Below are 26,228 nucleotides of genomic sequence, written 5' to 3'. Positions count from 1 at the left end.
AAAGAGCAAATTCGAGTACTCCCCCCCCGGCCTCGGTGGTGATCTCGGTGGCGCCGATATCGGCGTGCTGAAGATCGACAGCCTGATCCCGAAGGCGGGCGTACAGCTCGAGGCCGGTTTCGGCCCCGGCATCCAGACCATCGAATGCGCGGGCGGCGACGTCTCGGGCACCGAGGGCTTCATCCGGCTGTCCGGATTCCACGCGACCATCACCGGCGTGCTCGGCCAGACCAATATCCGGCCGTTCGTCAAGCTCGTGAGCGCCGACGGTGACACCGTGATCACCTACGGCAAGCCCTGGACCCTCTGATCCGGCTACGCCCTCGCCCGGATGTCACGTCCGAAACGGCGTTCTCGGGTGAGGGCGAACGGTCGACGAGGCACGCGCCACGCGGCCTCCGCGCAGCGTGCCCGGATCGACGCGGTAGCGTACGGAACCCGGGAAGGGGCCTGCGAGACTGGTCGGGAGACTGCACAATGACCGATGACGCCATCCGTCGACGACGACTGCTGGCCGTTTCCCTCGGCGCCGCCGCCGTGCTGCCACTGGCCGCGTGCGCGACCGCCGAGCAGGAGCAACCGGATACCGAGTTCCGCTCCCCCACGGTGACCGACGCGCCCTCGGCACGCAATGTGCGCGATTTCGGCGCCGTCGGCGACGGCCTCGCCGACGATACCGCCGCCATCGCCGCCGCGGTCGCCGCGTCCGAAGGCCCCCCGGTGCTCTACCTGCCCGCGGGCCACTACCGGGTGACGTCCTTCCCCGAACTGCCCGATTTCGCCACGGTGCTCGGCGACGGCCCCGACATCTCGACGCTGGTCTGCGAGACCGACACCACGCTCATCTCGTTGCGCAATCGCAGCAGGGTGCGGTTCTCCCGGCTCGGGATCTACATGTCGGGTCCACGCTCCACCGCCGTCGTCCTCACCGAGTGTTTCCGGTGTTCCTTCGACGCGGTGGTGATCCGGGGCAACCATCTCAGCACCAATCACCCGCAGTTCCTGGCCCAGCGCGGCGTGGTGCTCGAGGGCAATACCGGCGGCACCGCGTTCATCAACTGCGATATCAACAATTTCGGTGTCGGCATCACCACCTCGTGCATCCAGAACTATGTGACCTCGTCCAAACTCACCAGCAATTTCATCGGCGTGCTCGGCACCGGCAACGATCACAACGCCGGTCTGGCGCTGACCAATGTCGAATTCGTCTCCGATCACGACCCGAAGACCACCGACAAACACCTCGCCATCGACGGGGCCGCCAACGACTGGTGGCTGACCAATGTCTGGTTCGAGGGCGCCGATATCGCGGTGTCGGTCGGCGACCGCGAGCGCGGCGGGCCCGCCCAGTTCGGCATGGTCAACTGCAAGGTCGCGGCCCGTTCGGTCGCGATCGACCTGGTGTACTGCCGTCAGCCCTACCTCGCCAACGTCGTGTTCGACCCGGATCTGGAACGGCATCCGATCGAATTGCGGATCGATCCGGCGGGCTGCCCCGAGGGTACCGCCGTCAACCTGATCTCCAGTGCCGGAGAGGATTTCGCGCCTGCCCAGTTCCCGGCCCGCTGGCACGTGCTCGGGCGGGGCAGTATGCGCGCACCGCGTTTCGAGGGCACGATCGTCGGCAGGGCCGGACGCGGCGACGCCGACATCATGCAGGCCCAGGGACCCGACGGCGATGTGCGATCGGCCGTACTATCCAGTGGAGCGTGGCTTTCCGACCGACCCGAAGGCGGGGTCGTGCTCAAGGACAACGACGGCGGCTACTGGAGGCTGACCGTCTCCACCGATGGCGCCGTCCGCACCTCCCCGCTGGGACGCCAGCGACCCAAGGGGTGACCCGTGACCGACCATCCGACCCCCCTGTCACGGGTCAGGCTCGGTCCGGTCACCCTGCACGGCGCCACCATCGTCCTGCGGCCGCCGCGGATCGATGACTACTCCCGGTGGCGGCAACTGCGCCTGTACGACCGGCACCGGATCGAACCGTTCTGGTCGAGTTCGCCGCTGGACTGGCCCGCGCGCCACACCCCGCGACACTGGATCCACGAATATCTCGCGGGCCGAGCGGGCGAGCGCGCGGCCCGCAGACTCGGGCTGGTGATCGAGGTCGACGGCCTGCTGGCCGGGCAGGTCGAACTGGCCCACATCGACTTCGATTCCGGCAGTGCCGAACTCGGGCTCTGGATGTCCTCGCAGCTGGCGCGGCACGGCATCGCGGCACTGGCGACGGCGTTGATCGTGGATTTCGCCTTCGGCACGGCGGGTCTGCGGCGGATCACCGCGCCGATCTCACCGGCGAATGCCGCCACCGGCGCCGGAGCGCAGCGGCTCGGGTTCCGCCGCGAGGCGCTCATGGCGAGGTACTTCGACGCGGGCGGCGCGCCGCAGGATCACGAACTGTGGGCCATCACCGACCGGACCGCGCCGCGAGAAGGCCTGACCGAGTACTGGATCCGGCACCGCTCGGGCCGGCCGCCACGCAGCGAGCCGCCACCGGAACTGCCGGATATCCGGCCACCGCGCCGCACCGAGGTGCTCGTCGCGATCGCCAGGTATCACGCGGGCCGGGTTCTGCGTTCGGCCGACCCGCTGTGGTACGCGCAGCGGATCCGGCTCACCGACCCGCGCCATCCCGGTCTGGTGGTGCGCAGTCCCGAACACGCCGATCTCACCACCGGGGCGGCCCGATGGCGGCCCATCGGGGCCGGTACGGCACGTCCGAGGGGATGGACCTTCGGCTTGGCGCGTCCCCGACGCGACGCTCCCCCGCCCGACCTGGTGCTCGCGATCGAGGACGACGGCGCGTTCGTCGGCGAGGTGCGCCTGTTCGAGGCCGATATGTTCAACCGGCACGCCCGGCTGTTCGCGTGGACCGATCCGACGCTGCCCCCTTCCTCGATACGCAGGATCCGCACGATCGCCATCAGGCTCGTCGTGGAATACGCGCTGACGGTCCTGCGCATGATCCGCGTCGCCGCCGAGATCGAACCCGACGACATCGAGTTCGCCGAGCTGGCCGCACGCGCGGGCATGGAATGGGAGGGGCGGCTGCACGATTTCGTCGGCGTCACCGGACGTCGCGCCGACCACGACCTGTGGGCCGTGACCGTCCCCGATTCCCGGACCGCGCGGCGGCTCTACCGCACGATCGGCGCGGAGGGCCGGTAGCGGCGGATGGTGTCGGCGACGGCGTCCGCGGAGGTGGACAGGTCGGCGGTATCGATGCGGTAGGGATCGAAATGGCGCGCGACCACCGTCATCCTGCGCCCGCCCGCGATATGGATCAGTTCGATCTCCGACCAGTCGAACGCGGTCACGAGGCCGCCGTGCCAGTGACTCAATCCGTCCGCGGTGATGACCAGGCGCGGGGTCGTGCGCCAGATCTCGCGCGCCGCCCACAGCCCGACCCCGCCGATCGCGCACCACAGGATTCCGAACACGAGCCCGAATTCGGGCTCGAACCGATCGAGATTCGCGGCGTTCTCCGCGCCGTAGGCGAGCAGGGCCGACACCACCACCGCCGTACCCGCCCCGCCGAACAGGATTCCGGCCGCCAGGCACAGCCACGTATCGAGCACCGCCGTCGGCGCCTGCCGATACGTTGTCGACGACATGGGAACCACCTCGCTGTCGACGAACCGGCCGTCGAAGGACCCGTGATCGAACTCTTCGAGTGTACGGCGGCACACCGTTCGCGGCACACCGAACGTTGGTCGGAACGACACACCGTGTCCGGTGCATGAACGGGCGACGCGTGGGAAAGTCTCGCGTATGCGCGAGTCCCGTTCCATCGCCGGTGTCGTCATCGGATTCCTCGCTCTCGGCATGCTCGCCGGGTGCGCCCCCGCCACCGACGAGAGGTCGCCCGCGACCACGTCCGGCGGTGCCCCACTGATCTCGACCGACGATCTCGTCGGAGTCAAACCGGACGAGGTGCACCTGTTCGGGTTCAACGACCTGCACGGCAATCTCGAACCGCCGCAGGGGTCGACGGGCAAGATCGCGGGATACGACGCGGGTGGCGCGGTGTATCTCGCGACACACCTGGCCAGGCTGAAAGCCGCCTATCCCGCCAGCGCGGTGGTGTCGGCGGGCGACAATATCGGCGCGAGTCCGCCCATATCGGGCCTGTTCCACGATGAGCCGACCATCGCGTACATGAATACGGTCGGGGTCGCCGCGTCGGCGGTCGGCAATCACGAATTCGACGACGGCGTCATCGAATTGGGGCGGTTGCAGCGGGGTGGGTGCGCCCCCGACGGCTGCACGCCCGGCGAACCGTTCACCGGCGCGAAATTCCCGTTCCTGGCCGCGAATGTCACCGACGCGTCGGGCAAACTCCCGCCCGCGCTGCGCGCCTGGACGATGGTCGAGGTCGGCGGGCGCAAGATCGGCGTCGTCGGCACCGTCACCGCCGACACCGTGAATATCGTGATGCCGGAAGGGATCCGGGGCTACAACTTCGGTGACCAGGTGAGCGCGATCAACGCCTACGTCCCCGAGATGAAGGCGGCGGGGGCGGAGACGATCGTGGCGCTCGTGCACGACGGCGGCGCGCAGCAGGCCACGGGGACCGGCCCGGTCGACTACAACGGGTGTGCGAATGTCGGGCCGGAGGTCACCGCGCTCGCCACCCGGACCGACCCGGCGGTCCGCGCGGTGCTCACCGGCCACACTCATCAGCCCTACGTCTGCGCGGTGGACGGGAAGGTGGTCACCCAGGCCGCCTCCTACGGCAGGCTGATCACCGATGTCACCCTGCGGTTCGGTGCGGACGGCGTGCAGGCCTCGGCGGTGAACCGGGTGGTCACCCGCGAGGTCACCCCCGACGCGAACGCGGCCGCGCTGGTGAATTTCTATGCCGAGCAGGCGCGCCCGCGTGCGGCGCGGGTGGTCGGGACCACGGCCGTCGCCCTGCCGCACGATCCCGGCCCGGCCGGTGAGTCACCGCTGGGCAGCGTGGTCGCCGATTCCATGCTGACCGCGACCACCTCGGCTCCCTCGACCGCCGTCGCGGCGTTCACCAATCCCGGCGGTGTCCGCGCCGACCTGAAAGCCGGTCCGATCACCTACGGCGATATCTACACGGTCCAGCCGTTCGGGAACCAGGTCGTCACCCTGACCCTCACCGGACAGCAGGTGCTGCGACTGCTCGAGCAACAGTGGAGCAACGGGTCCAAGAGCACGGTGCTGTCCCCGGCGGGCCTCACCTACACCTACGTCGATTCGGCGCCGAAGGATCAGAAGGTCGTGGCCGCGAGCGTTCGCATCGGAGGTCAACCGCTCAACCCGGTCGCGACCTACCGGATCACCACCAACAGCTTCCTCGCCTCCGGCGGTGACGGATTCACGGTCTTCACCGAAGGCACCGACAAGACCGTCGGTCCGACCGACCTCGGCGCGTTCGAATCCTTCCTGACCTCCCGCCCGAACGTGCAGGCTCCCACCCCTCGCGTCGAAAAGAAGTAATTCGATATTCTGTTCGCGCCGATGTGACCGGCGTATCAATAACTCCGATGTGTATATGAAAACTGTTGTCACACACATAAATCACATCGGACCCGCGGTGACAATTCACACAGCGTCCGCGAACCTCGCGGCTTGCTCCCGCCGAACCGGACCCATTACAGTTCTCTATCAGTCAGGACGAAGGTGTTCCTACTTTCGGCCCGACGGCTGTCACATCGCTGCGCGGTGCCGAATCATTGATTCCCGCATTCACACCGCGACATGTCGGATCAATGTTGTGCCACAACAGGGTTCGAGCGAGCAGCAGGAGGAACGATGGTTTCCCACATCGTGACAGGCGGTACCGGGTTTCTGGGCAAGCGGGTGGTACAGGGTCTGCTCGACCGCGACCCCGCGGCGATCGTGCACGTACTCGTGCGCCCGGGTTCGCTGCCGAAATTCCGCGAACTGACCACCGGATGGCGCGGTAGCGAACGCGTATTCGCACTGGTCGGCGATCTGACCGCCGAGCGACTCGGCCTGATCGGCCCGGCTCCGGCCGCCGACCATATCGTCCATCTCGGCGCGGTGTACGACATGACCGCCGACGAGGCCACCGCCTACGCCGCGAATGTCGCGGGCACCCGAGCGGTGGTCGAACTCGCCCGGGAGACCGGGGCGGTCCTGCACCATGTCTCCTCGGTCGCGGTGGCCGGTGATCACCGCGGTCGCTATTTCGAGGAGGATTTCGATCTCGGTCAGCAATTGACCTCGCCGTATCACCGCACGAAATTCGCCGCCGAGAAATTGGTCCGCGAATCGTCCGGATTACGCTGGCGCGTCTATCGTCCCGCGATAATCGTCGGCGATTCGCGCACCGGCGAAATGGACAAGATCGACGGTCCCTATTATTTCTTCGCCGCCATCGCCAGAATGGCGGGACTACCCGCCGAGCTGCCGATTCCGCTTCCCGATCTGGGCGCGACCAATATCGTGCCCGTCGATTACGTCGCCGATGCCATGGTGGAACTGATCGGCCGGGACGGGCTCGACGGACGCACATTCCATCTCACCGATCCGGCCCCGCAACCCTTCGACACGATCTACGGCGCGCTCGCCGCGGCGGCGGGCGCACCCCCCGGAATCGGTGTCGTGCCGGGCAGCGCGGCCGCGCTCAGCGGACTCGCGCACCTGCCGGGCGTTCCCGCCGTCCGCGATTTCCTGCTGGAACAGATCGGCATTCCCGCCTCGGTCGCGCCGCACATCTCCTTCGCCTCCGAATTCGTCTCCGACTCGACGCGGTCACTGCTGCGCGGTACCGGAATCGACGTGCCCGCCTTCGACGGCTACGCGGCGATCCTCTGGCAATACTGGCGCGAACATCTCGACCCGAGCCGGGGGCGCCAGGCCACCGATCCGTTCCGTGATCGCACGATCCTCATCACGGGGGCATCCTCGGGTATCGGTCTCGCCACCGCGCACGCCGTGGCACGGCGCGGCGCGACCGTGGTCATGATCGCGCGCGGCGTCGAAGATCTCGCCGCGGCGGCCGAATCCATCCGGAGTGAGGGCGGCCGCGCGTTCGCCCACCCCTGCGACATCACCGATCCCGACGCCGTCGACACCCTCGTCGGGACGGTACTGGCCGAATACGGTCACATCGACTATCTGGTGAACAACGCGGGCCGTTCGATCCGGCGGTCGGTGGTGAACTCCACCGACCGGATGCACGATTTCGAACGGACCATGGCCGTGAACTATTTCGGCGCGGTGCGCCTGATCCTGGGTCTGCTGCCGTCCATGCGCGCCCGCCGCTTCGGCCATATCGTCAACATCTCCTCGATCGCGGTGCAGACCAAGGTGCCGCGCTTCGCCGCCTACGTGGCAAGCAAATCCGCGCTGGACAATTTCAGTGAGATCGCCGCGGTCGAGAACAGGGACGCCGGAGTCGGATTCACCTCGATCCGGATGCCGCTGGTGCGCACCCCGATGATCGCGCCGACCGACCTCTACCGCTCGCTGCCCGTCCCCGATCCCGACCGGGCCGCCGCCATCGTGGTCAGGGCGCTCGAGGAGCGCCCCGATCGCATCGACACCCCCGTCGGCACGTTCGCCCAGGCCGTCGACCTGCTGATGCCGTCGGTGAAGCGGTCCATCATGCATCGAGGTTTCCGTCGGTTCGGCGAATCCGATGCCGCGCGCGGGGTCTCGTCGATTCCGCGCGCCGAGGACGCGGACAAATCCTCGGCGACCGGAACCGCGCTCGGCGTACTCGCCCCGGTGCTGCTGCCGTTGATGGCGTTGCCGGGCCCGGCGGCCCGCATGGCGCGAATCGTGCCCGGATTGCACTGGTAGCGACCCGAATTCACCTCGACACGGCGACGCGGGGTGGGGGCAGTGCCCTCCACCCCGCGTCGCCGTGCCCGGTCGCGGATCAGACGTGTTCGGCCGCGAACCACGCCGCGGGTCCGAACGCCCATCCGTAATCGGTGTGCGTGCGGAAGTCGATGCCACCACCGCAGATGGGATCGCCGCTCACACAGTAATTTCCGGTTCGCCACAGATAGAGATCCGAGACGCGCCAGCCGACCGCGCGCAGCGGATCACCGAACAGCAGAACCGCAGCGACCTTCGATTCGAGATGTATCGGAAGGACGTGGACGCCGGGAATCCAGGCGACCAGGGCGGTACCGAGTACCCCGTGGACGACCGCCGCGCCCTGGGAGTAACCGACCAGGACGAAACGCTGATCCGGGCAGTCCTCGGACTGCCGGACGAGGTGATTCACCATATCGGTCGTACCGTCGGCCGCCGACGACGGAACCGTCAGGTCGGCGGGATAATTCACCGCGTACGCGGTGGAGTCGACCGGAAGTGCCTGTACCAGTTCGCCGTACAGCGGGTCACCGACCACGCTGCCCAGCCACCCGGGTTCCCCGGTCCCCCTCGCGACGACGACGTCCACCGCCGCGCAGTCGTTCGCCAGGGCCGTAGCGCCGAGACTCGTCACCCCCGCCACCAGGACCACCACCGCGAATGCCCGTACCGGACGCCACTTCTCGGAGAATTTGATGTGTCGAATTGCCATCGTGATCACCCACTCACGCCGTTGTGAGACGCCGAGTGGCGCCTGTCGATGACAAGCGCCACTCGGCTATATCCGCGAAGGTAGGGACGGCGCCGGTCGGCGTCAAGGAATCGGACCGAAGCGAGACCGGCTCAACGCTCAATCGTTGTGCGGAGGGCGATTTCACTACGGGACGAGATCGACCGTGCCGGTGGAACGTCCCTACGCGGGGTCGGCCGAGGGTGGCGCCGCCACCCGAATCCCACCGAACCGACACCCGGGGGCGGCGCGGGCTGATACAGTTCCGTATTCAATACAGAACTGTATCCAACTGACCGGAATATCCGTTTTGCCCGAGGAGAACACACTGTCGTCGCCGACCACCAGGAGCGCACCGCGCCGCGTCACGCGCAGGCGTAGCGAAACCCGGCACCGCCTGCTCGCCGCCGCCTACGACGTCTTCGCCGAGGAGGGTTTCGGGCGCGCGTCGGTCGAGCGGATCTGCGACCGGGCAGGTTTCACCCGGGGGGCCTTCTACTCCAATTTCGCCTCGCTCGACGAACTGTTCCTCGCCATCTGGGAACAGCGCTCGGCGGCCATGCTCGACGATCTGCGCGTCGCGCTAGAGGGCATCGGCGCGGACGGCGTCGGCGACCTGCGCGACGCCGTCCACCGCCTGGAACGGGCGGTGCCGCTCGACGAGGCCTGGTTCCGGATCAGCGCCGAGTTCACCGCGCACGCCCTGCGCACCCCCGCCCTGCGCACCGCGATGGCCGACCGCGAGGAAGCGATCGTGGCCGCGCTCGTGCCGACCGTGGTCGCGGCGCTGTCCGGACTCGGGCGCGATGTCGCCGATCCGGTCGCGCTCGGGCGGGCGATCGTCGCCGTGCACGACGGCACCGCGATCCAGGTGCTCATGGAACCGCTCGACAGCCGGATCCGGCGCGCGCGTACCGACCTGCTGCGACATGTGGTCCTGGCGTACAGCGCGCCCACGGCGACCACCCCGCCCACCACCCCCGAAGGATGAACATGACCAATTGCAGTCCCGAATTCGCGCGCACGGCCGATGTCATCGTCGTCGGCGCGGGTCTGGCCGGTCTCGTCGCGGCCTACGAACTCACCGCGGCGGGCCGCACGGTACATCTGATCGACCAGGAGAACCGCGCCAACCTCGGCGGGCAGGCGTTCTGGTCGCTCGGTGGCCTGTTCTTCGTCGACAGTCCGGAACAGCGCCGACTCGGGATCAAGGACTCCTACGAACTGGCGTTGCAGGATTGGCTCGGTTCGGCGGGCTTCGACCGCGACGACGAGGACCACTGGGCCCGGCAGTGGGCGCGGGCCTACGTCCGGTTCGCCGCGACCGAGAAGCGGGATTACCTGCACGCCTTGGGTTTGCGGGTGACACCGCTGGTCGGCTGGGCCGAACGCGGCGGCGCTTTCGCCGACGGGCACGGCAACTCGGTACCGCGTTTCCACCTCACCTGGGGTACCGGGCCCGAGGTGCTGCGCGTCTTCGCCGAACCGGTGCTCGACGCCGAGAAACGCGGTCTGGCCGGGTTCAGTTTCCGGCACCGGGTGGACGAGCTGATCGTCGAGGGTGACGCGGTGGTGGGTGTGAAGGGCAGTGTCCTGGAGGATTCCGATGTCGCGCGCGGTGTCGCGTCCTCGCGCGAGGTGGTCGGCGAATTCGAGTTCCGGGCGTCGGCGGTCGTCGTCACCTCCGGCGGAATCGGCCACAACCACGAACTGATCCGCCGGAACTGGCCGACCGACCGTCTCGGGCCGTGCCCCGAGACGCTGATCTCCGGTGTGCCCGCCCACGTCGACGGCCGCATGCTCGGGATCACCGAGGCCGCGGGCGGCGCGATCGTCAATCGGGATCGCATGTGGCACTACACCGAAGGCATCGTCAACTGGGATCCGATCTGGCCGGACCACGCCATCCGCATCATCCCCGGCCCATCCTCGCTGTGGTTCGACGCGAACGGAAAACGGCTGCCCGCACCGTGTTTCCCCGGATTCGACACCAACGCCACGATGAAGGAGATCCTCGCCTCCGGCTACGACTACTCGTGGTTCGTGCTCACCCAGTCGATCATCGAGAAGGAGTTCGCGCTCTCCGGTTCCGAACAGAACCCCGATATCACCGGCAAGGATCTCAAGCTCACCCTCAAGAGCCGCGTCGCCAAGGGCGCGCCCGGTCCGGTCGAGGCGTTCAAACAGCACGGCGTCGATTTCGTCGTCGCCGACACCCTGCGCGAACTCGTCGACGGCATGAACAAGATCGCCCGCGGCCCGCGACTCGATCACGACGCGCTCGAAGCGCAGATCGTCGCCAGGGACCGGGAGATCGGCAACAAGTTCAGCAAGGACGCCCAGTTGATGGCGATCACCAACGCGCGCCGGTACTTCGGCGACAAGGCGGGCCGGGTGGCCAAACCGCATCGCATCCTGGATCCGGCGCACGGCCCGCTGATCGCGGTCCGGCTCAATATCCTCACCCGCAAGACCCTCGGCGGCCTCCAGACGACCCTGGACTCCCAGGTCGTGCGCCCGGACGGCACACCGTTCGCGGGCCTGTACGCCGCGGGCGAGGTCGCGGGATTCGGCGGCGGCGGCGTGCACGGATACAACGCGCTCGAGGGCACGTTCCTCGGCGGCTGCATCTTCTCCGGCCGCGCCGCGGGGCGCGCACTCGCGTCCCGGCTCGCGGACGGCGAGACGTCGGTGGGTTAGGGTGATACGGGCAACAGTCCTCGACTCGTTTCCCCTGCACGGACATCCGAACCAGCGCCGATACGGCCGACGCGCGCGCGTCCCCTCTGTTCGCCCCCGATCGCGGCGGAGTAGTGTCCCCTGAATGTCGCGTGGGCGCGTTATTCGCATTTCGACCCGATCAAGTCCGATGGCTCTGGCGCAAGCCGAACAGGTCGCGGGCCTACTCGCGGGTCTCGGGGTGGACAGCGAGATCGTGAAATTGACCACCGCGGGTGACCGGTGGATGGGCGATCTGTCGAAACTCGGTGGCAAGGGCGCGTTCGTCAAGGAGATCGATGTCGCGCTGCTCGCCGATGACGCCGACCTCGCGGTGCACTGCCTCAAGGACATCCCGGGCGATATCCCGGTGCCCGAGGGACTCGCCTTCGCCGGGTATCTGCCGCGCGAGGATGTACACGACGCGGTGATCACCCGCACCGGCGCTCCGCTGAGCGAGTTGCCGGAGGGCACCGTGGTCGGGACCAGTTCGGTCCGGCGCAGCGCGCAATTGCGGCTGCACTACCCGCACCTGGCGGTGAAACCGTTGCGCGGCAACGTCAATACGCGGCTGGCCCGCCTCGAAGAGGGACATATCGATGTCCTGATCGCGGCGGTCTCCGGCCTGCACCGGGTGAACCAAGCGCACCGCATCACCGAAACCCTCGGTCTGGACGTCATGCTCCCGCCGATCGGCGCGGGCGTCATCGCGTTGCAGTGCCGTAAGGACGACACCCAACTGCTCGAACTCGGCGCTCGGCTCGACGATGCCGTCACCCACCGGCACGCCGACGCCGAACGGGCGATGCTGCACGCGCTCCAGGGCCACTGCAACTCCCCCATCGCGGGCTACGCGACCTCCGATGCCACCGGCCGCCTCACCCTGCACGGCAAGGTGTTCGACCTTGACGGCAGCCGCTGGCTCGACGCCATGCACTGGGGCGTCGCGGAGGATCCGCAGGCACTGGGCTTCTTCGTCGGCGCGGATCTGCTGCGCCAGGGCGCGCGTGCGCTGATCGACTCCATTCCGCACTGAGACCGTCCGCGTCGTCGGACCGATACACGAATCGCCGGGCACCGTACGGTGCCCGGCGATCGTCGTCCGACGACTACACCTCGGCGGACGTTCTCGTGCCGTGCTGCTCCGCGTCGGCCGCCTTCAACAGTTCGCGGGTGTATCGCTCGGCGAGCAGGGGAAGGAAATTGTCGATATTCGCGTGGTCGGCGACATGCGCGTACGCGGCGCGCACCATGGCGTCGATATCGTCGTCGGCCGCGATATCGTCGAATTCGCCGCGCAGGCGCTCGACGGCGGCGCTGAGCGCCGCCTGCTGGTCGAGAGTCAGGTCGGAATGGGTGTTGTCGGGTTCGATCGGGCTGTCGGTCACGATGGCTCCTCGACGTGCCGTATGGATTTCTCATCTGCCGAGCCGGGCTCGGGTCACCCGCGCTCGACTGTCGAGTACCCGATTCGCCGCCGTTCACCCGGGCGAACGGCGAGCGAAACGCGGAATTAGAACACGTTCTTGTGCGGTGGCGAACCGCGTGCGACGCTGTCGGCATGGACCTCGCCGCCGTGGAAGCTGTTCGGCAGCTCAAATACCGCTATTTCCGGACACTCGACCTCAAACAGTGGGACGAATTCGCCGACACCCTCACCGAGGACGCGGCGGGACGATACGGCACCCACGCGCTCGGTGAACCGCTGACGCTGGACGGACGCGAGGCCATCACCGATTTCATGCGGCAGAATCTCGGCCCGTCCCTCGTCACCGTCCACATCGCGAATCACCCCGAGATCACCGTCGACGGCGATACCGCCACCGGTTCCTGGGCCTTCGAGGACACCGTCATCGCGACCGAATACGGCGTCCTGATCAGGGGCGCCGGGTACTACACCGACCGGTACCGCCGCGACGAGGACGGCCGCTGGCGTATCAGCGAAACGGGCTACCGGCGGGTTTATGAATCGTCACAGGCCCTGGCCGACACACCCAGTTACCAACTGCTGAGCAATATGTGGGCCTCGTCCGACCGGTGACCGCGACGGCACGAAGCTGGAGAAAATCCCAGATAATGGTGACGACCTGTTGCGGCCGTGGCATTTCCACGCAATAGTGACCTCTTGCGGTTGACACGGAAAGGTCCAGGGATGGCACTCAGGTCTATCGCGGTCGCATTGGCCGCGGTCGGGCTCACGATCTTCGCTCCGAACGCCTCGGCGGACGGGACCGGACCCTTCGCCTACGTCCCGGTGGTGAGCGACGGCGCCGTGCTGGTGGTCGACACCGCCGCGGACCGCGTGGTCCAGCGCATCGAGAACGCGGGCCCGTACGCCTCGTCGGTCACGGCATCGCGTGACGGCCGCAAGCTCTACGTGCAGGCGTTCAATCCGCCGTTCGTCGGCACCGACGACATCGCCGTGATAGACCGCGAATCGAACACGGTCACTTCGCGTATCCCGATCACGGGAACCGACGGACTCGCCCAGCCGATCGCGGATCCGGTCCGCGACCAGGTGTACATCCTGACCGCGCGACCGTCCATCGACGTGCTGAGCACCAAGACCGACACGCTGCTGCGCTCGATGCCGTTGCCCGCCATACCGTTCGCGGCCGCCATCGCGCCCGACGGCAGCCGCGTCTACGCCGTGTTCGCCGATTCCACCGCGGCCGCGTTCGACCCGGAGTCCGGATTCCAACTGGGACAGCGCATCCAGATCGACGGGTCGGTCCCCTACGCCGCCGTGATCTCCCCCGACGGCCGCAAGCTCTATTCGATGAATGTGCTCGGCGACAACGTGTCCGTCATCGACACCGCCGGTTGGCAACGGACCGGGGCGATCTCGTTCGGGGCGGGCAGCGCGCCCGTGGCGGGCGCGATCAGCCCCGACGGCACCCGACTGCTGGTCGCCACCGTCGGCTCGGACGCGGTCCAGGTCGTCGACATCGCGACTGATCGGGTGGTCGGCACCGTGCCCGTCGACGCCCCGGTCTCGGTCGGCTTCACCGCCGACGGCGCCAAGATGTATGTCGGCAGCCTCGGGCCGCAGGCGCGCCCGCTGGTCCCCACCGCGATCGCCGGATTCGACGCCACCGAGGTGCTTCCGGCGTTCCTCCAGGCGAATCCGCGTCCCGGAACCCTGATCCCCTTCGGCACGTCCGATTTCCAGCAGGCAGGCGCCCCCATCGGCATCGGATCCGGGCCGGGCTCGGCCGCCTTCTCGCACTGACACCGGATTACCGACGGCGAAGCGGACAACCCGCTTCGCCGTCGTCGTGTCCGGACCGTTCTTTCCCTCGGATCCCGTCAGATCTCGTCGAGATCGAGATAACCGTCCTGGAGCGCGCGCGCCATCAGCGCGGCCTTGGTCGGCGCGGGCCGACCCGCGCGTTCGTACTTGTCCCGGATACGGACGAGATGGGTGTTGACGGTCCCCGGGGAGATGTACAGTTTCTGGCACACTTCGGTTTTGGAATCGCTCGCGATCCACGCGAGCAGAACTTCGATCTCCCGCGGGCTCAACGGCGGGGTGATACGGCGGCGGCGCGGGGTGGTGACACCCGCGGCCGACAGCGACGACACTGATTCCGGGACAGCGGAAACGAACGACACGATGATCTTCCTTCTTCCGTCGACATTCGGTCCGGCACCGGTCTCCCCGATCACGACACGCGCCGACCTCCCTGAATGCTAGTGGATTGCTCACTGACGGAGCAGATTCCAGTTCCTTGACCCCAGAGTTGGTGTCATCGTTCGCCGAGATAACGATCTTCCTCGTCGTTCCCGGTAGAGGTGGTGCGCAGACCGGCGTCGTGGCCGACCTCCACCCGGCGAATCCCGTTAACCGGATGGTTGACGACGATCGTCGCGAGCATCGAACGGCGCGGTGGCAGGATCCGGATACTGACGCTGCCCGCGTCCGCGCGCTCGAGTTCGGCGGCCACCACACCGACCAGGCGTGCCCGCACCCGCGCGGTCACGCCGTCGAGACCGTGATCGTCGACGAGCGCCACGTCGACACCGCGGCGTCGCGCGGCGCGGGCTTTCGCCGTCACCGGGGCGACATCGAGCGCGGGCGCTCGCAGGCTGTCCCGCAGATGCGCTTCGATCAAACGGCATTCGGTCCTGATCTCGTGGTCGAGCGGGCCCGGTCCCGCGATCGTCTCGAGAATCGGGCGCACGAGCCGATCGACCCGCCGTGTCTGGTCTCGGCGCTCTTCCAAGGCAGCCGCCGCCGCGGCTTCCCGGCCCGCCCGCCGGGTCGATTCCTCTCGCAGCGCGAAGATCTCGTGGGCGGCCGGACGGATCGTGTAGGCGAAGAAGGTCGCCATGAACAGCGGCCCGAGATTGATGATCGAGATCTCGACGCCGTGGCCGACGCCCTGACCGGTGCGCGCCGACCACAGCGCCGAAACCCCGATCATCGCCGTCATTCCGAGCCACGCGGCGGCGGCGCGTCCTCGCACGCACAGGAAGGTCGCGGTGACCGTGCCGGACCCGAACGGCCACAGTTGCGCCGCGGAGGTCGGTGGCACCGGCAGTTCACACAGCACGAGCACACTGCACACCGGGACCGAGATCGCCAGGGCGAGGGTGAGTGTCGGCGCGAGCGGGTCGCTGCGCGCCGCGATCAGCGTCGCGGTCGCGAGTACCGTCAGCGCCAGCGCGACGAACACCGGCCACACTCGGTCGACGTCGCCGGAGGAGGTGATCGCCAGTGCCGCTTCCGAACACAGGTAGAAGCCCGCGATGACCCACGCCGCGCGGGTGTTCATCCCCAGCAGGGTGCCCGCGTCGCGCACCGGGACGCCCGGTTCGCTCATCGCGCTCGCCACGACATGCGCACGGTGGTGCCGTGTCCCGGCCGTGAGCGCACGTCGACCGTCCCGCCCGTCAATCGGCGCAACCGCCCGACGATGCTGACCGACAGTCCGAGCCGGTGCGGCGCGACGGCGACCGGATCGAACCCGATCCCGTCGTCGGTGACGACGATGTCGATACCGGACGGCTCGACCGTGAGGTCGACCCGGCGAATCGCGTCGACGCCCGCGTGCAGCACGCTGTTGCGGATCGCCTCGGTCACCGCGGCGCCGAGAACGCGGACCGGATCGGACGGGAAGGACGCGTCCCGGACATCGTCGCGGGTGTGCACCGTGACCTCGAGGGTGTCGTCCGCGTCCGCGACGGCGGTGCGCAGGTGCGCGATCAGCATGGCGGTCGTGTAGCCCTCGATATCGTCGGGTTCGCTCTCACCGAGTTTGACCAGGGCGAGTCCGGCCTGCTGGCGTACCTCCTCGCGCGCGGTGCGCCTGGCGGCGGCCAGCAGTGACGACATGACCCAGTCGTGGATCAGCGCGTTGAATCGGGCGCGCTGCACACTGCGCGACTGCGCCGCGGCCGCCGCGGCGGCGGTGGCGTGCGCGGCGGTCCTGGTCCGGTCGAGGAGCCTGCCGGTGCGCATCGCCATCAGCGCCGCGGCGACGAAGATCAGGCAGAAGCTGAGCGCGAACATCAGGTCGGGCAGGAAGAGGCCGTTGCGATCCGGGACACGACAGTAGTGGTTGATCAATTGCACCGGAACGACCGCCGCGACCAGCAGCGCCACCGCCCACGGCGGTCGCCAGGTGAGAGCCGCGGCGAGCCCGGCCAAGCCGGGGATGGTCGATATCCACGCGTCCGCGGTGAGCAACGTGCCGTCCCAGGCCAGCGGCCACAGCAGGGCGGCGACCACGAACAGCAGCGCCGTCGCGGCGGCGGCGCGGTACATCGGGGTCGGGTCGCCGTGGAAGGACGCCAGACCGAGGACGATGGGCGGCCCGAACACCATGGGGACCGCGATCCAGGTCCACCAGGTCGACATCGCGGCGGCCTGGGTGGTGATGTCGCGAAACATCAGCGCCAGATAGAACACGTACCCCGATCCGATGAACCGGGCGAACAGCCGGGTGATCCGCATTCCGGCGGAATCGTTTCCCCGGGTTGTCATCTCCGACGTCTCGGGATGGGTAACCAACCGTCCTCCAGCGCGCGCTTGAACAATTCGGTCTTGTTCCGAGCCGGCCGACCGGCCTCGGCGTATTTCTGGCGGATCCTGCCGAGATAGGCGTTGACCGTATCCGCGGTGAGCCCGGTCAGTTTGGCGACGCGGGCCGCCGGTTCGCCCGACGCGTACAGCGAGAGCACATCGCGCTGCCGTGGACTGAGATCGACCTCGGCGAAACGGTCGTCGGAATCGATGGCGGCCGCCCAGTCCATACTCGGCACCAGTTCCCCCACGGCGGCGGCGCAGACGGCGGCGGCGATCACATCGTCACGTTCGGATTTGCGCACGACACCGAGCACTCCCGCGCGCGCGGCGGCGCGGACCAGGAACGGTTCGTCGCCGGAGGTGAGTACCAGCGCCTCGACTCCGGCCGCGCGGAGTTGTTCGACATTGGCGATCGGCGACGAGCCGTCGGGAAGACGCAGATCCAGGACGACCAGGTGCAGGTCGCAGGTGAGGGCCAGCAGTTCGGTGACCGACGCCGCGGTGGCGACGATCTCGACCTCGGGCTCGTCGGCGAGGATCTGACGCAGACCGGCGATGGTCACCGCGTGATCCTCGACCACCCCGATCCGGCGCGGATATTCGGTCCGACCGTTCGAGCTACGCACATTCGTTCCCCTCGTCGAATATCGCTGTCCGTCGTCCGGCGGCGACCGGATCCCGTTGTCCGCCGTTCACATCATTGTGTGAGAATTTCTCCGGCGGACACCGATCACTCTGTTTCGCGGAATGAATCGACGTTGATATTCCGAGCCCGTGAAAAGCATGTGCCGTGAAAGTCGGACGGTACGCGTACCGGTCAACCGACGGTGAAAGTGCCTACCTCAACCGCTGTTCCGAGCGACGGGTGGCCGATCGCCGCGCTTCGGAACCGGAGATAATTCGATCCACCGCATTCCCGGTGACAGGCCGAGGTAATGGACCGATAATTCGACACGGTCGGCGGAACCGAATTGAGCACCGGACAATGCTAACGCAGCGACGTCACGTTTGCCAGGAGATGGCGGAACGTTAATTATACCGAATGGTTGGCACTTGATCGCGGGAATATATTTCTCGCGCGACCACCCTGGAAAGGTCCAGTTTCGCGGCACCGGCGCTGGACACGCACGGCGACGAGATCACATGCTGAGTCCATGAAGTCGCTCGCACCGGCCGAATTCTGCTCCGAGACCACCTATCTCAATACCGCCGCGTACGGGCTGCCACCCGCGCGCGGGCTCGCGGCCGTGCGGGAGGCGACCGCGCGATGGGCGGCGGGGCGGGGTAGCGGGCTCGCCTCCGACGACGAGAGCGTCGAGACCGTGCGCGCGGGTTTCGCCCGATTGCTCACCGGCGCGACCCCGGACGACATCGGCCTCGGTGGCACGGCCGCCGGACTCGTCGGCCCGGTGGTCGACGCGCTGGCTCCGGGGGCAGAGGTCCTGATCGCCGACGGCGAGTTCTCCTCGGTCTCCATGCCCTTCCTGCACCGCGGCGACCTCTCGGTCCGTTTCGTTCCGCTGGCGGACCTCGCCGATCGGGTCCGGGCGGAGACGGCGTTGGTCGCCGTCAGCGTGGTGCAGTCCGCGAACGGCCGCGTCACCGATCTGTCCCGGTTGCGCGCCGCCACATCGGCGCACGGGACCCGCCTGCTCGTCGACGCGACCCAGGCCGCGGGGTGGCTGCCGCTGAGATTCGCCGACGCCGACTACTGGATCTGCGCCACCTACAAGTGGATGATGGGCGCCCGCAGCGTGGCGTTCTTCGCCGTGGGTCCGGAGGCCGCCGCCGCGCTGCGACCGCTGTCCCCCGGCTGGTACGCGGCCGCCGATCGCTGGGCCGAACTGTACGCGCCGGTGGCGCTGGCGAATTCGGCGCGGCGCTTCGACTTCTCCCCCGACTGGCTCGGCATCCTCGTCGCGAGCGCCGGGCTGAGCCTGCTCGAGGAACTCACCGTCGAGGCCGTCCACGCGCACGACATCGGCCTCGCCGACCGGTTCCGCGCCGGACTCGTCGAGCGCGGGTACACGCCGGTACCGGGACGATCGGCGATCGTCTCGGTACCGGGTGCGGGCGCATCGGCCGCCCGTCTCGAACAGGCCGATATCGTGGTCGCGGCGCGCGGCGGCGGACTGCGTTTCGCCTTCCACCTCTACAACAGCGCCGACGACGTCGACCGGGCACTGGAGGTGCTCGGCGACGCCGAGCACCTGGACGCCGACGCCTAACCCCGCCGGGTGGCCGGGGCAGTGATCAACGGCAGGTCGAGCGCGGTGCGAATGCCCGGCTCGGCCGCCACGACGGCGGGTACCGCGTTGACGATGCGCATGGCGGTCGCGAGCAGCGTGGCGAAATTGTGATCGCCGCGCGGACTCGAGGTGACGACATCCATGGCGTAGCACGGGTCTCCGGTGATCTCGATCCGGTAGGAACCCTCCCGGTGCGCGGGTTGGCGCCACTGCGGGCACAGGTCGGGGCGCAGCCTGGTCACGTGTTCCAGCACCGTCACCGGTTCGTCGCCGACCATGCCGCGCACTTCGAAACGCAGTGCGGCGGCGGTTCCCTCGGCGATATGGCCGGTGACGATATCGAAGGATTCCGGGGCCGGGATCCGTTCGTAGACCTCGGTGACACTGTCGAGGGTGACCCCGATGCCCGCCGCGAGCTGACGCACGGTGCCGCCCCACGCCAGCGAGAGCACACCGGGCTGCAACAGCATCGGCACCTCGTCGAGCGGTTTGCCGAAACCCATGATGTCGAACATGACCGCGCGATTGTCGTAACTGGCGTAGTCGACGATCTCCACGCAGCGCAGCTGATCGATGCGCAGACAGGTGCCCGCCAGCGCCAGCGGTAACAGGTCGTTCGCGAAACCGGGATCTATCCCGTTGACCCAGAGCGACGAATTGCCTTCGCGTGCCGCCTCTTCGATCGGCGTCAGCAGTTCGGCGGGCAGCACGCCGTAGGGATACTGGAAGAACACCGGCGCGCAGGCGACGACGTTGATCCCGGCGGCGAGCAGCCGCCGCAGATCCTCGATGGCCTCCATCAGCCGGTTGTCGGTCATCGAGCAGTAGACGACGCAATCCGGTTTCGCCGCGATCACCGCCGCCGCGTCGTCGGTCGCGATCACTCCCACCGGATGATCCAGTCCGGCGAGGATTCCCGCGTCCCGACCGGCTTTGTCCGGACCGGAGACCCACACGCCGGTCAATTCCAGATCCGGCGAGGCGATGATGCCCGCCAGCGCGTGCCTACCGACATTGCCCGTGCCCCACTGCACTACGCGACAGCTCATGACAGGTCCGGAATCGGCAGGTCGAGATTCGGGCTGATCAGGCCGCCGTCGGGTTCGAGCACCTTACCGGTCAGGTACTTTCCGGCCGGTGAGACGAGATACAGTGCCGCGGCGGCGATATCCTCCGGTTCACCGATGGTGTGCAGTGGCGTCTTCGACTCCACCTCGGTGCGCATGGCGTCGTTGCCCGCGACGATCTCCAGCGCCGAGGTGAGAATGGATCCCGGCGCGATGGCATTCACCCTGATGCGCGGATTCAGGTCCAGCGCGGCCAGTTTCGTGTAGTGCGCCAGCGCCGCCTTCGCGGTGCCGTAGGCGGCGAAGGCGCGCCCGGGCAGCCGACCCATCGTCGAGGTGATGTTCACGATCGAACCCTCACCCGCGGTCTCGAGTATCCGCGGCACCGCGGCGCGGACAAGCGCGTGCGCGGTGGTGACATTGAAGCGGAAGGCCGATTCCAGCGCGTCCGGCGTGGTGTCGAGCAGTGTGCACGGCATCGCGCCGCCGACATTGTTGACCACGATATCGAGGCGGCTGAACTGCTCGACCGCCGTGGCGGCGAGTGCGGCGACGGCGTCGATATCGTTCAGGTCGGCGGGAACCACGTGGGCCCTGCGACCGACCGCGGCGATCGCGTCGGCCACCTCGTCGAGCTGGCTCTTGGTCCGCGCCGCGACGACCACGTCGGCTCCCGCTTCGGCGAATGCCACCGCGATCGCGCGGCCAAGTCCCCGTCCCGCACCTGTCACGACGGCGACCTTGCCGTCTATCCGGAATCTGTCCAGAATCATGCGATCCACCCGTTCATCTGACGAATATTCGACACCTCATGACATATATTCGACATCGTAAGGTTGCTCGCAGAGATCACACAAGGGGTTGGCCATGAAAGACCGTATGACCGCGCCGACCGGAAAGAACCGCGCGCAACCCGAGGACGACCGTTCGGCGTCGCCACCTACCCGCCGCGTCGTAGAGATCGTCGCGCTACTGGCCGCGACTCCAGAGCCGCTGCCGGTCGCCACCATCGCCGAACGTCTCGATATCGCCCGCGCCACCGCGACCGCCGTACTGGCCGAACTGGATTCGGCGGGCTGGGTCGTGCGTGATCCCCGGCGCGGCTACCGCATCGGTACCGTTCCGACCGGCCTGGCCGAGCCTGCGCTGCCGCCCGGTGTCGGTGACATCCTCGCCGCGCTCGCCGCCGAGACCGGATGCGGCACGACCCTGAGCCGGATCTCGGCGGACCGGCTGACCGTTCTCGACATCAGGCACGGACCCGATCGGGTGGTTCCGGGAATCCCACTGGGACATCGCATTCCGTTGCAGTTCCCGGCGGGGGCCGCCGTCATGCCGTGGCGCGACGCCGCCGAGCAGAACACCTGGCTTGCCACCGCTCCCGATACCGACCGCCGTAGCGCGGCCGCCCTGCTCACGCTGGTGCGCGATCGCGGTGTCGCCCTGTTCCGTCCGCGCGCCGACGACAACGGCATGGTGGATCTGCTGGCCGATCTGCTCACGGCCGCGGGCACCGAATTACTGCAATCGCATCTACGGACCCGGGCGTTGCGCCAACTCGCCGCGTTGACCTCGCGGCCGTTCACCAGGGAAGAATTGGATTCCGACGCGATACTGCCGTTGAGCTATCTGGGCGCGCCCGTGTTCGACTCCTCGAGCGCCGCCACCTACGAGATCCAGCTCGGCCCGCTGCGCGCGGCCACCACGAGATCCGAACGCGACGCCTACATCCGCGCGACCCGTACCGCGGCGGAGGCACTCACCGCGGCCGCCCGACACCGCGAGCGACCCGGGGTCACCGCGCTGCGTGACGCGTGACCGCCGACGGTCAGGTGTGACTCCAGATCGGCACCGCCCGGTCGTCGGGGGCCGCCCACTGTCGATCGAACAGCCACACCAGACCGTCACCCGCCGCGGCCAGTCGGAAGGCGAGGACCTCGCCGAATACCGCGCCGAGTCCTTTGGCCTCGTTGACGCCCATTTCCAGGTAGACGACCTGCCGCGTGCGGGCCAGCTGGGCGCGCACGCGATCGGGGCCCGGTCCCGACCCCGCGGGCAGCCGTTGGGCCAGCACTTCCGCGATATCCCCCTCCGCGGCGGTTCCCGACACGGCGCGAATCTGCAACGGTCGTCCGGCGGACTTCCAGTGCACTTCGATCTCGGCGCCGTGCCGCTCTATCCGCAACTGACCCGCGGCCGACTCGAGCGCACGCGCGGCCTCCTCGTCGGTGTCGAATACCGCTTCCGCCAGGGTTTTCAGGTCCGCGGTCGCCAATTCCTCACGCATATCCTTCACGTCAAGTTCGATCCGGCTCCCGCAGTACACGCTGATCCACTCCGCCACGGGCACACCGTACCCCGCGCCGCAAGTCACGATCGGTTCCGTGATCAAGTCGTATATCGCTATCGCCCAACATGTTTCATGACACCGACCGGTACGTGACATGATCCGCGACACATCCGCGCCGGTATGCGCACGAATTGCTCCGACGCCGTGGGCGAACGTGACCAGCGAGAATCGCATTACCGGGCCGTGAGCGACATTGCTCCGAAGATCGGGCTTCGCGACGGGAATGCCTTGTCGATCCAGCCGCTCGATCGTAAATAATTACGGTCCAGGGGGATTGACGCCGACCTCCCGCCGAGCCCGGCGCCGTCCGGTACGCGCGATCGGCGAACTCTTCTATACCGCAGGTATTCTCGGTCCACGGAGTTACGCGTGGCGAGTGTCTCGATCCGAACCTGATACCGAATTCGTTCCGGCCGCGCCCCGTTTCGGATGTCGCGCCGCGACCGGTGACGCGCCTTCGCCGTCCCCGCGACGTTCACCGGTCAATACCCGCACCATGTCGGCGACGAGCCCCCTGGTCTGCTCGTAGGAGGCCGCGTTCACCGCGGGCCCGCCGACCACCACCCGCATCACCCCGAGTCCGAGCAGCAGCGCGCCGACCAGCTCGGCGCGCAGTTCCGCGTCGGGTCCGTCCAGGCGTCGGGTGAATTCGCGCAGGTAGTCGCCGCACAGCTGGGAGCGCAACTGTTCGCGCACCGCCGCGCGCCCCGACGAGCGCAGCATCGCGAGCAGGGGATGCTCGCCGCCGAATTCCGGCCATTCGTCGAAGACCACGTCGCGGAGCAGTTCGTCGACGATATGCACGACGGGACGATGCGGGTCGGCGGTGCCCCCACTCGGGATCTCCAGCCGCATCGCCTCGGCGTACACCTTCTCCTTGGCGCCGAAATAGCGGAAGAGCAGCGCGGGGTCGACACCGACGTCGGCGGCGATATCGCGCACCCGGGTCGCCTCGAATCCCTGGCGGGCGAAACGGATGCGCGCGGCGTCGAGCAGCGCCGCCCGGGTGGCGACCCGGTCGCGGCGTCGGGGTGCGGTCGTTGTCATCCGGTCAGCGTAAGTCATCAATTGTTGACTTGCTCGTGCGCGCCTTCCTAATCTCGACCGCACCGGCCGGCATTCCCCGTAGATCCCACGCAAGGAGTAGCGATTCGTATGCGCACCTATGTCATCACCGGCGGTACCGACGGCATCGGCCGAGGACTCGGCCTGCACTGGCTCGGCCGAGGCGATCGGGTGATAGCGGTCGCCAGCGGCGCGGAGAAGGGCGCGGCCTTCCTGCGCGAGGCGACCAGGCTCGGCGCCGCCGACCGCGCGCATTTCCTGCGCGCCGATCTCGGCACCCGGGCCGGAACGAACCGGGTGCTCACCGAGGTGCCCGCCCGCACCGACACCGTGGACGGACTCGTATTCGGCGCGCAGCACTTCCGTCCCGAGCGCGTGGAGACCGCCGACGGATTCGAGAGCACCTTCGCGCTGGCCTATCTCAGCCGCTACATCCTCGGTCACGGACTCGTCCCGCTGCTGGAGGCCGCGCCCGCCCCGGTCATCATGAATATCGCGGGTCCGGGCGGACTGCCGGGAACCATCGCCTGGGACGATCTGCAACTGCGCGACGACTATCGCGGTATGCGCGCGGCGATGCAGGCTTCCCGGTGCATCGACCTGCTCGGCGTCCACTTCCCGCAGCGTCATCCCGGCGCGCGCACCCGATACGTGCTCTACAACCCGATGTTCACCCGCACGGCCATGGCCGACTCGTTGCCGACCATGCAACGACTGGTCAGCAAGGCGGCGGCGGTGTTCTTCGCACAGTCGGTCGCCAAGGCCATCGTTCCCGTCGTCGAACTTGTGGACACGCCTCCGTACGCGCCGGTCAGCGCCTTCCGGCGACGCACGCCGATTCCGCTGACGGGGAAGGATTTCGACCCCGACGCCGCGCGGCGACTGGACGCGGTGACCGCCGCGTTGCTCACGGAAACCACCGCCTGAACCTTCCTGCGGGCATTGCCGTGACCTCGGCGATAGGCTCCTGACGGCGGCCGTCGCACGGCGGGCCGCGACCGTGAGCGGCATCCGATCCGGAGGTGCGTCATCTTTCTCGGCATCGATATCGGGACATCGGCTTCCAAGGGGGCGCTGGTACGCGAGGACGGCGTGATCGTCGCGAAAGCCGAACGCGCGCACGGTGTCTCGAGGCCCGAGCCGGGATGGGTCGAACACGACGCCGAGGCCGTCTGGTGGGCCGATTTCCGCGATATCACCCGGGAACTGCTCGCGGGCCACGACGGCGCCGCGCTGGACGGCCTCGCGGTCTCGGGTATCGGACCGTGCCTGCTCCCCGCCGACGCCGAGGGGAATCCGCTGCGTCCGGCGATCCTCTACGGCGTCGATACCCGCGCGACCCGCGAAATCGCCGATCTGAACGCCGAATTCGGCGCCGACACGGTCCTCGCCCGCGCCGGGGCGCCGCTCACGAGTCAGGCCGTCGGGCCGAAATGGCGTTGGCTCACCCGTCACGAACCGCACGTCACCGACCGCACCGCCATGCTGCTGATGGCGAGTTCCTTTCTCGTGCACCGGCTCACCGGCCGATACGTCCTCGACCACCATTCCGCCAGTCAGTGCGTGCCCATGTACGACCTGTACCGGCGGGAGTGGGCGGCGGATATGTGCGCGGCCGTCGCGCCGGGACTCGCGCTGCCCGAACTCGCCTGGCCGACCGAGGTGATCGGGCGTGTCACCGAACGCGCCGCGCGGGATACCGGACTCCCGCCGGGACTTCCGGTGACCACGGGCACCATCGATGCCTGGGCCGAGGCCGCCAGCGTCGGCGTCCGCGCGCCGGGCGACGCNATGATCATGTACGGCACCACCATGTTCCTGGTGCAGGTGCTCACCGATCCGCGCCCGCACCCCGGCCTGTGGGGTACCTGCGGTGTCGAACCCGGGACCTACACACTGGCCGCGGGTATGGCCACCTCGGGTGCGGTCACCGACTGGTTGCGCGGATTGGTCGGCGGGGATTACACCGCGTTGACCGAAGCGGCGGCGCGGGTGCCCGCCGGTAGCAGGGGCTTGCTGCTGCTCCCCTATTTCGCGGGCGAACGCACCCCGCTGTTCGATCCGGACGCGCGCGGGGTGATCGCCGGTCTCACCCTGGCGCACGGCAGGGCCGAGTTGTACCGCGCCACACTGGAGGGCATCCTGTCTCTTATACACATCTGACGCTGCCGACGACCCCTTACGTGTAGAT

25 protein-coding genes are annotated in these 26,228 nt (G+C 68.2%); 14 read left to right on the top strand and 11 right to left on the bottom strand.

The window, feature by feature from the left end; translation table 11 throughout:
- From JZ792_RS35405 to JZ792_RS35395, 3 genes are all read left to right on the top strand, one after another.
- The coding region (locus JZ792_RS35405; RefSeq protein WP_216917260.1) for an MspA family porin at positions 1–310 on the top strand (310 nt) is incomplete at its 5' end.
- A 167-nt stretch (positions 311–477) separates the two neighbouring features.
- Positions 478–1,839: a glycosyl hydrolase family 28-related protein gene (locus JZ792_RS35400; RefSeq protein WP_216917259.1), complete on the top strand. Its 1,362-nt coding sequence runs from the start codon at positions 478–480 to the stop codon at positions 1,837–1,839.
- Positions 1,840–1,842: 3 nt separating this feature from the next.
- Positions 1,843–3,171, top strand: coding sequence for a GNAT family N-acetyltransferase (locus JZ792_RS35395; RefSeq protein WP_216917258.1), 1,329 nt, complete (start codon positions 1,843–1,845; stop codon positions 3,169–3,171).
- Here the strand turns inward: JZ792_RS35395 and JZ792_RS35390 are convergent.
- Complete coding sequence (locus JZ792_RS35390; RefSeq protein ID WP_216917257.1) at positions 3,141–3,617, bottom strand: hypothetical protein; 477 nt, start codon at positions 3,615–3,617, stop codon at positions 3,141–3,143. The two genes, JZ792_RS35395 and JZ792_RS35390, sit on opposite strands and share 31 nt — an antisense overlap.
- A 157-nt stretch (positions 3,618–3,774) precedes the next feature.
- Between JZ792_RS35390 and JZ792_RS35385 the strand changes: the two genes are divergently transcribed.
- Positions 3,775–5,472: a bifunctional metallophosphatase/5'-nucleotidase gene (locus tag JZ792_RS35385; protein ID WP_254190788.1), complete on the top strand. Its 1,698-nt coding sequence runs from the start codon at positions 3,775–3,777 to the stop codon at positions 5,470–5,472.
- A 315-nt stretch (positions 5,473–5,787) separates the two neighbouring features.
- Entirely contained in the window at positions 5,788–7,806 is a 2,019-nt protein-coding gene (locus JZ792_RS35380) for an SDR family oxidoreductase (RefSeq protein WP_216917256.1), read from the top strand.
- Positions 7,807–7,885: 79 nt separating this feature from the next.
- On the opposite strand, the gene JZ792_RS35375 is transcribed toward JZ792_RS35380, so the two are convergent.
- Complete coding sequence (locus JZ792_RS35375) at positions 7,886–8,539, bottom strand: cutinase family protein (protein ID WP_216917255.1); 654 nt, start codon at positions 8,537–8,539, stop codon at positions 7,886–7,888.
- A gap of 328 nt (positions 8,540–8,867) precedes the next feature.
- Between JZ792_RS35375 and JZ792_RS35370 the strand changes: the two genes are divergently transcribed.
- The 3 genes from JZ792_RS35370 to hemC all read left to right on the top strand — a co-directional run bounded on the left by JZ792_RS35370 (position 8,868) and on the right by hemC (position 12,311).
- Complete coding sequence (locus tag JZ792_RS35370) at positions 8,868–9,548, top strand: TetR/AcrR family transcriptional regulator (protein ID WP_254190787.1); 681 nt, start codon at positions 8,868–8,870, stop codon at positions 9,546–9,548.
- 2 nt (positions 9,549–9,550) lie between these two features.
- The gene (locus tag JZ792_RS35365) at positions 9,551–11,257 is read left to right on the top strand and encodes an FAD-binding dehydrogenase (protein ID WP_438804422.1); all 1,707 of its coding nucleotides are present in this window, start codon (positions 9,551–9,553) and stop codon (positions 11,255–11,257) included.
- Between the two features lie 124 nt (positions 11,258–11,381).
- The gene (hemC, locus tag JZ792_RS35360; protein WP_109524260.1) at positions 11,382–12,311 is read left to right on the top strand and encodes a hydroxymethylbilane synthase; all 930 of its coding nucleotides are present in this window, start codon (positions 11,382–11,384) and stop codon (positions 12,309–12,311) included.
- A 73-nt stretch (positions 12,312–12,384) separates the two neighbouring features.
- Here hemC and JZ792_RS35355 read toward each other — a convergent pair whose 3' ends face one another.
- Complete coding sequence (locus tag JZ792_RS35355) at positions 12,385–12,663, bottom strand: three-helix bundle dimerization domain-containing protein (protein WP_216917253.1); 279 nt, start codon at positions 12,661–12,663, stop codon at positions 12,385–12,387.
- 173 nt (positions 12,664–12,836) lie between these two features.
- Here JZ792_RS35355 and JZ792_RS35350 point away from each other — a divergent pair, with 173 nt between their 5' ends.
- Both JZ792_RS35350 and JZ792_RS35345 read left to right on the top strand, forming a co-directional pair.
- The gene (locus JZ792_RS35350; protein ID WP_109524258.1) at positions 12,837–13,316 is read left to right on the top strand and encodes a nuclear transport factor 2 family protein; all 480 of its coding nucleotides are present in this window, start codon (positions 12,837–12,839) and stop codon (positions 13,314–13,316) included.
- 111 nt (positions 13,317–13,427) lie between these two features.
- The gene (locus JZ792_RS35345) at positions 13,428–14,507 is read left to right on the top strand and encodes a YncE family protein (protein ID WP_216917252.1); all 1,080 of its coding nucleotides are present in this window, start codon (positions 13,428–13,430) and stop codon (positions 14,505–14,507) included.
- Between the two features lie 77 nt (positions 14,508–14,584).
- Here the strand turns inward: JZ792_RS35345 and JZ792_RS35340 are convergent, their stop codons facing one another.
- From JZ792_RS35340 to JZ792_RS35325, 4 genes are all read right to left on the bottom strand, one after another.
- Positions 14,585–14,890 carry a LuxR C-terminal-related transcriptional regulator gene (locus JZ792_RS35340; protein WP_308165582.1) on the bottom strand — a complete coding sequence of 102 codons (306 nt, stop codon included), beginning with the start codon at positions 14,888–14,890 and terminating at the stop codon, positions 14,585–14,587.
- A 134-nt stretch (positions 14,891–15,024) separates the two neighbouring features.
- Positions 15,025–16,101: a DUF8320 family protein gene (locus JZ792_RS35335; RefSeq protein ID WP_216917251.1), complete on the bottom strand. Its 1,077-nt coding sequence runs from the start codon at positions 16,099–16,101 to the stop codon at positions 15,025–15,027.
- Complete coding sequence (locus tag JZ792_RS35330) at positions 16,098–17,264, bottom strand: sensor histidine kinase (protein ID WP_216917250.1); 1,167 nt, start codon at positions 17,262–17,264, stop codon at positions 16,098–16,100. The genes JZ792_RS35335 and JZ792_RS35330 overlap by 4 nt, the downstream gene beginning before the upstream one ends.
- On the bottom strand, positions 17,261–17,932 hold the full coding sequence (locus tag JZ792_RS35325) for a response regulator transcription factor (RefSeq protein WP_216917249.1): 672 nt from the start codon (positions 17,930–17,932) through the stop codon (positions 17,261–17,263). The genes JZ792_RS35330 and JZ792_RS35325 overlap by 4 nt, the downstream gene beginning before the upstream one ends.
- Before the next feature lie 528 nt (positions 17,933–18,460).
- On the opposite strand from JZ792_RS35325, the gene JZ792_RS35320 reads away from it, so the two are divergent.
- Positions 18,461–19,534 carry an aminotransferase class V-fold PLP-dependent enzyme gene (locus tag JZ792_RS35320; RefSeq protein WP_216917248.1) on the top strand — a complete coding sequence of 358 codons (1,074 nt, stop codon included), beginning with the start codon at positions 18,461–18,463 and terminating at the stop codon, positions 19,532–19,534.
- On the opposite strand, the gene JZ792_RS35315 is transcribed toward JZ792_RS35320, so the two are convergent.
- Both JZ792_RS35315 and JZ792_RS35310 read right to left on the bottom strand, forming a co-directional pair.
- Positions 19,531–20,604: an NAD(P)H-dependent amine dehydrogenase family protein gene (locus JZ792_RS35315; RefSeq protein WP_216917247.1), complete on the bottom strand. Its 1,074-nt coding sequence runs from the start codon at positions 20,602–20,604 to the stop codon at positions 19,531–19,533. The two genes, JZ792_RS35320 and JZ792_RS35315, sit on opposite strands and share 4 nt — an antisense overlap.
- Complete coding sequence (locus JZ792_RS35310; protein ID WP_216917246.1) at positions 20,601–21,395, bottom strand: SDR family oxidoreductase; 795 nt, start codon at positions 21,393–21,395, stop codon at positions 20,601–20,603. Before JZ792_RS35310 ends, JZ792_RS35315 begins: the two co-directional genes overlap by 4 nt.
- A gap of 94 nt (positions 21,396–21,489) precedes the next feature.
- Here JZ792_RS35310 and JZ792_RS35305 point away from each other — a divergent pair, with 94 nt between their 5' ends.
- A complete protein-coding gene (locus JZ792_RS35305) occupies positions 21,490–22,440 on the top strand; it encodes a helix-turn-helix domain-containing protein (protein WP_254190786.1) in 951 nt (316 codons plus the stop codon).
- 10 nt (positions 22,441–22,450) lie between these two features.
- Here JZ792_RS35305 and JZ792_RS35300 read toward each other — a convergent pair whose 3' ends face one another.
- Both JZ792_RS35300 and JZ792_RS35295 read right to left on the bottom strand, forming a co-directional pair.
- Entirely contained in the window at positions 22,451–22,966 is a 516-nt protein-coding gene (locus tag JZ792_RS35300; protein ID WP_216917245.1) for a hypothetical protein, read from the bottom strand.
- A gap of 369 nt (positions 22,967–23,335) precedes the next feature.
- A complete protein-coding gene (locus JZ792_RS35295) occupies positions 23,336–24,019 on the bottom strand; it encodes a TetR/AcrR family transcriptional regulator (protein WP_216917244.1) in 684 nt (227 codons plus the stop codon).
- A 108-nt stretch (positions 24,020–24,127) separates the two neighbouring features.
- Between JZ792_RS35295 and JZ792_RS35290 the strand changes: the two genes are divergently transcribed.
- Positions 24,128–24,964, top strand: coding sequence for an SDR family NAD(P)-dependent oxidoreductase (locus tag JZ792_RS35290; RefSeq protein WP_216917243.1), 837 nt, complete (start codon positions 24,128–24,130; stop codon positions 24,962–24,964).
- An 87-nt stretch (positions 24,965–25,051) separates the two neighbouring features.
- Positions 25,052–26,200, top strand: a complete 1,149-nt coding sequence (locus tag JZ792_RS43655) for an FGGY family carbohydrate kinase (RefSeq protein ID WP_308165583.1) — start codon at positions 25,052–25,054, stop codon at positions 26,198–26,200.
- Positions 26,201–26,228: the final 28 nt, after the last annotated feature.

Origin of the sequence: Nocardia noduli (assembly GCF_019038455.1) — a bacterium.
GTDB lineage: Bacteria > Actinomycetota > Actinomycetes > Mycobacteriales > Mycobacteriaceae > Nocardia > Nocardia noduli.
Note: the sequence above shows the minus strand (reverse complement) of the source record. Positions and strands in the feature narration are given on the sequence as shown.

Bases quoted from the DNA above. Each gene is read 5' to 3' on its own strand.
- JZ792_RS35380 (WP_216917256.1), top strand. From the start codon at position 5,788: ATGGTTTCCCACATCGTGACAGGCGGTACCGGGTTTCTGGGCAAGCGG.
- JZ792_RS35310 (WP_216917246.1), bottom strand. From the start codon at position 21,395: ATGATTCTGGACAGATTCCGGATAGACGGCAAGGTCGCCGTCGTGACA.
- JZ792_RS35365 (WP_438804422.1), top strand. From the start codon at position 9,551: ATGACCAATTGCAGTCCCGAATTCGCGCGCACGGCCGATGTCATCGTC.
- JZ792_RS35320 (WP_216917248.1), top strand. From the start codon at position 18,461: ATGAAGTCGCTCGCACCGGCCGAATTCTGCTCCGAGACCACCTATCTC.
- JZ792_RS35390 (WP_216917257.1), bottom strand. From the start codon at position 3,617: ATGTCGTCGACAACGTATCGGCAGGCGCCGACGGCGGTGCTCGATACG.
- JZ792_RS35400 (WP_216917259.1), top strand. From the start codon at position 478: ATGACCGATGACGCCATCCGTCGACGACGACTGCTGGCCGTTTCCCTC.
- JZ792_RS35315 (WP_216917247.1), bottom strand. From the start codon at position 20,604: ATGAGCTGTCGCGTAGTGCAGTGGGGCACGGGCAATGTCGGTAGGCAC.
- JZ792_RS35385 (WP_254190788.1), top strand. From the start codon at position 3,775: ATGCGCGAGTCCCGTTCCATCGCCGGTGTCGTCATCGGATTCCTCGCT.
- JZ792_RS35290 (WP_216917243.1), top strand. From the start codon at position 24,128: ATGCGCACCTATGTCATCACCGGCGGTACCGACGGCATCGGCCGAGGA.
- hemC (WP_109524260.1), top strand. From the start codon at position 11,382: ATGTCGCGTGGGCGCGTTATTCGCATTTCGACCCGATCAAGTCCGATG.
- JZ792_RS35295 (WP_216917244.1), bottom strand. From the start codon at position 24,019: ATGACAACGACCGCACCCCGACGCCGCGACCGGGTCGCCACCCGGGCG.
- JZ792_RS35330 (WP_216917250.1), bottom strand. From the start codon at position 17,264: ATGACAACCCGGGGAAACGATTCCGCCGGAATGCGGATCACCCGGCTG.
- JZ792_RS35345 (WP_216917252.1), top strand. From the start codon at position 13,428: ATGGCACTCAGGTCTATCGCGGTCGCATTGGCCGCGGTCGGGCTCACG.
- JZ792_RS35335 (WP_216917251.1), bottom strand. From the start codon at position 16,101: ATGAGCGAACCGGGCGTCCCGGTGCGCGACGCGGGCACCCTGCTGGGG.
- JZ792_RS35305 (WP_254190786.1), top strand. From the start codon at position 21,490: ATGAAAGACCGTATGACCGCGCCGACCGGAAAGAACCGCGCGCAACCC.
- JZ792_RS35350 (WP_109524258.1), top strand. From the start codon at position 12,837: ATGGACCTCGCCGCCGTGGAAGCTGTTCGGCAGCTCAAATACCGCTAT.
- JZ792_RS35375 (WP_216917255.1), bottom strand. From the start codon at position 8,539: ATGGCAATTCGACACATCAAATTCTCCGAGAAGTGGCGTCCGGTACGG.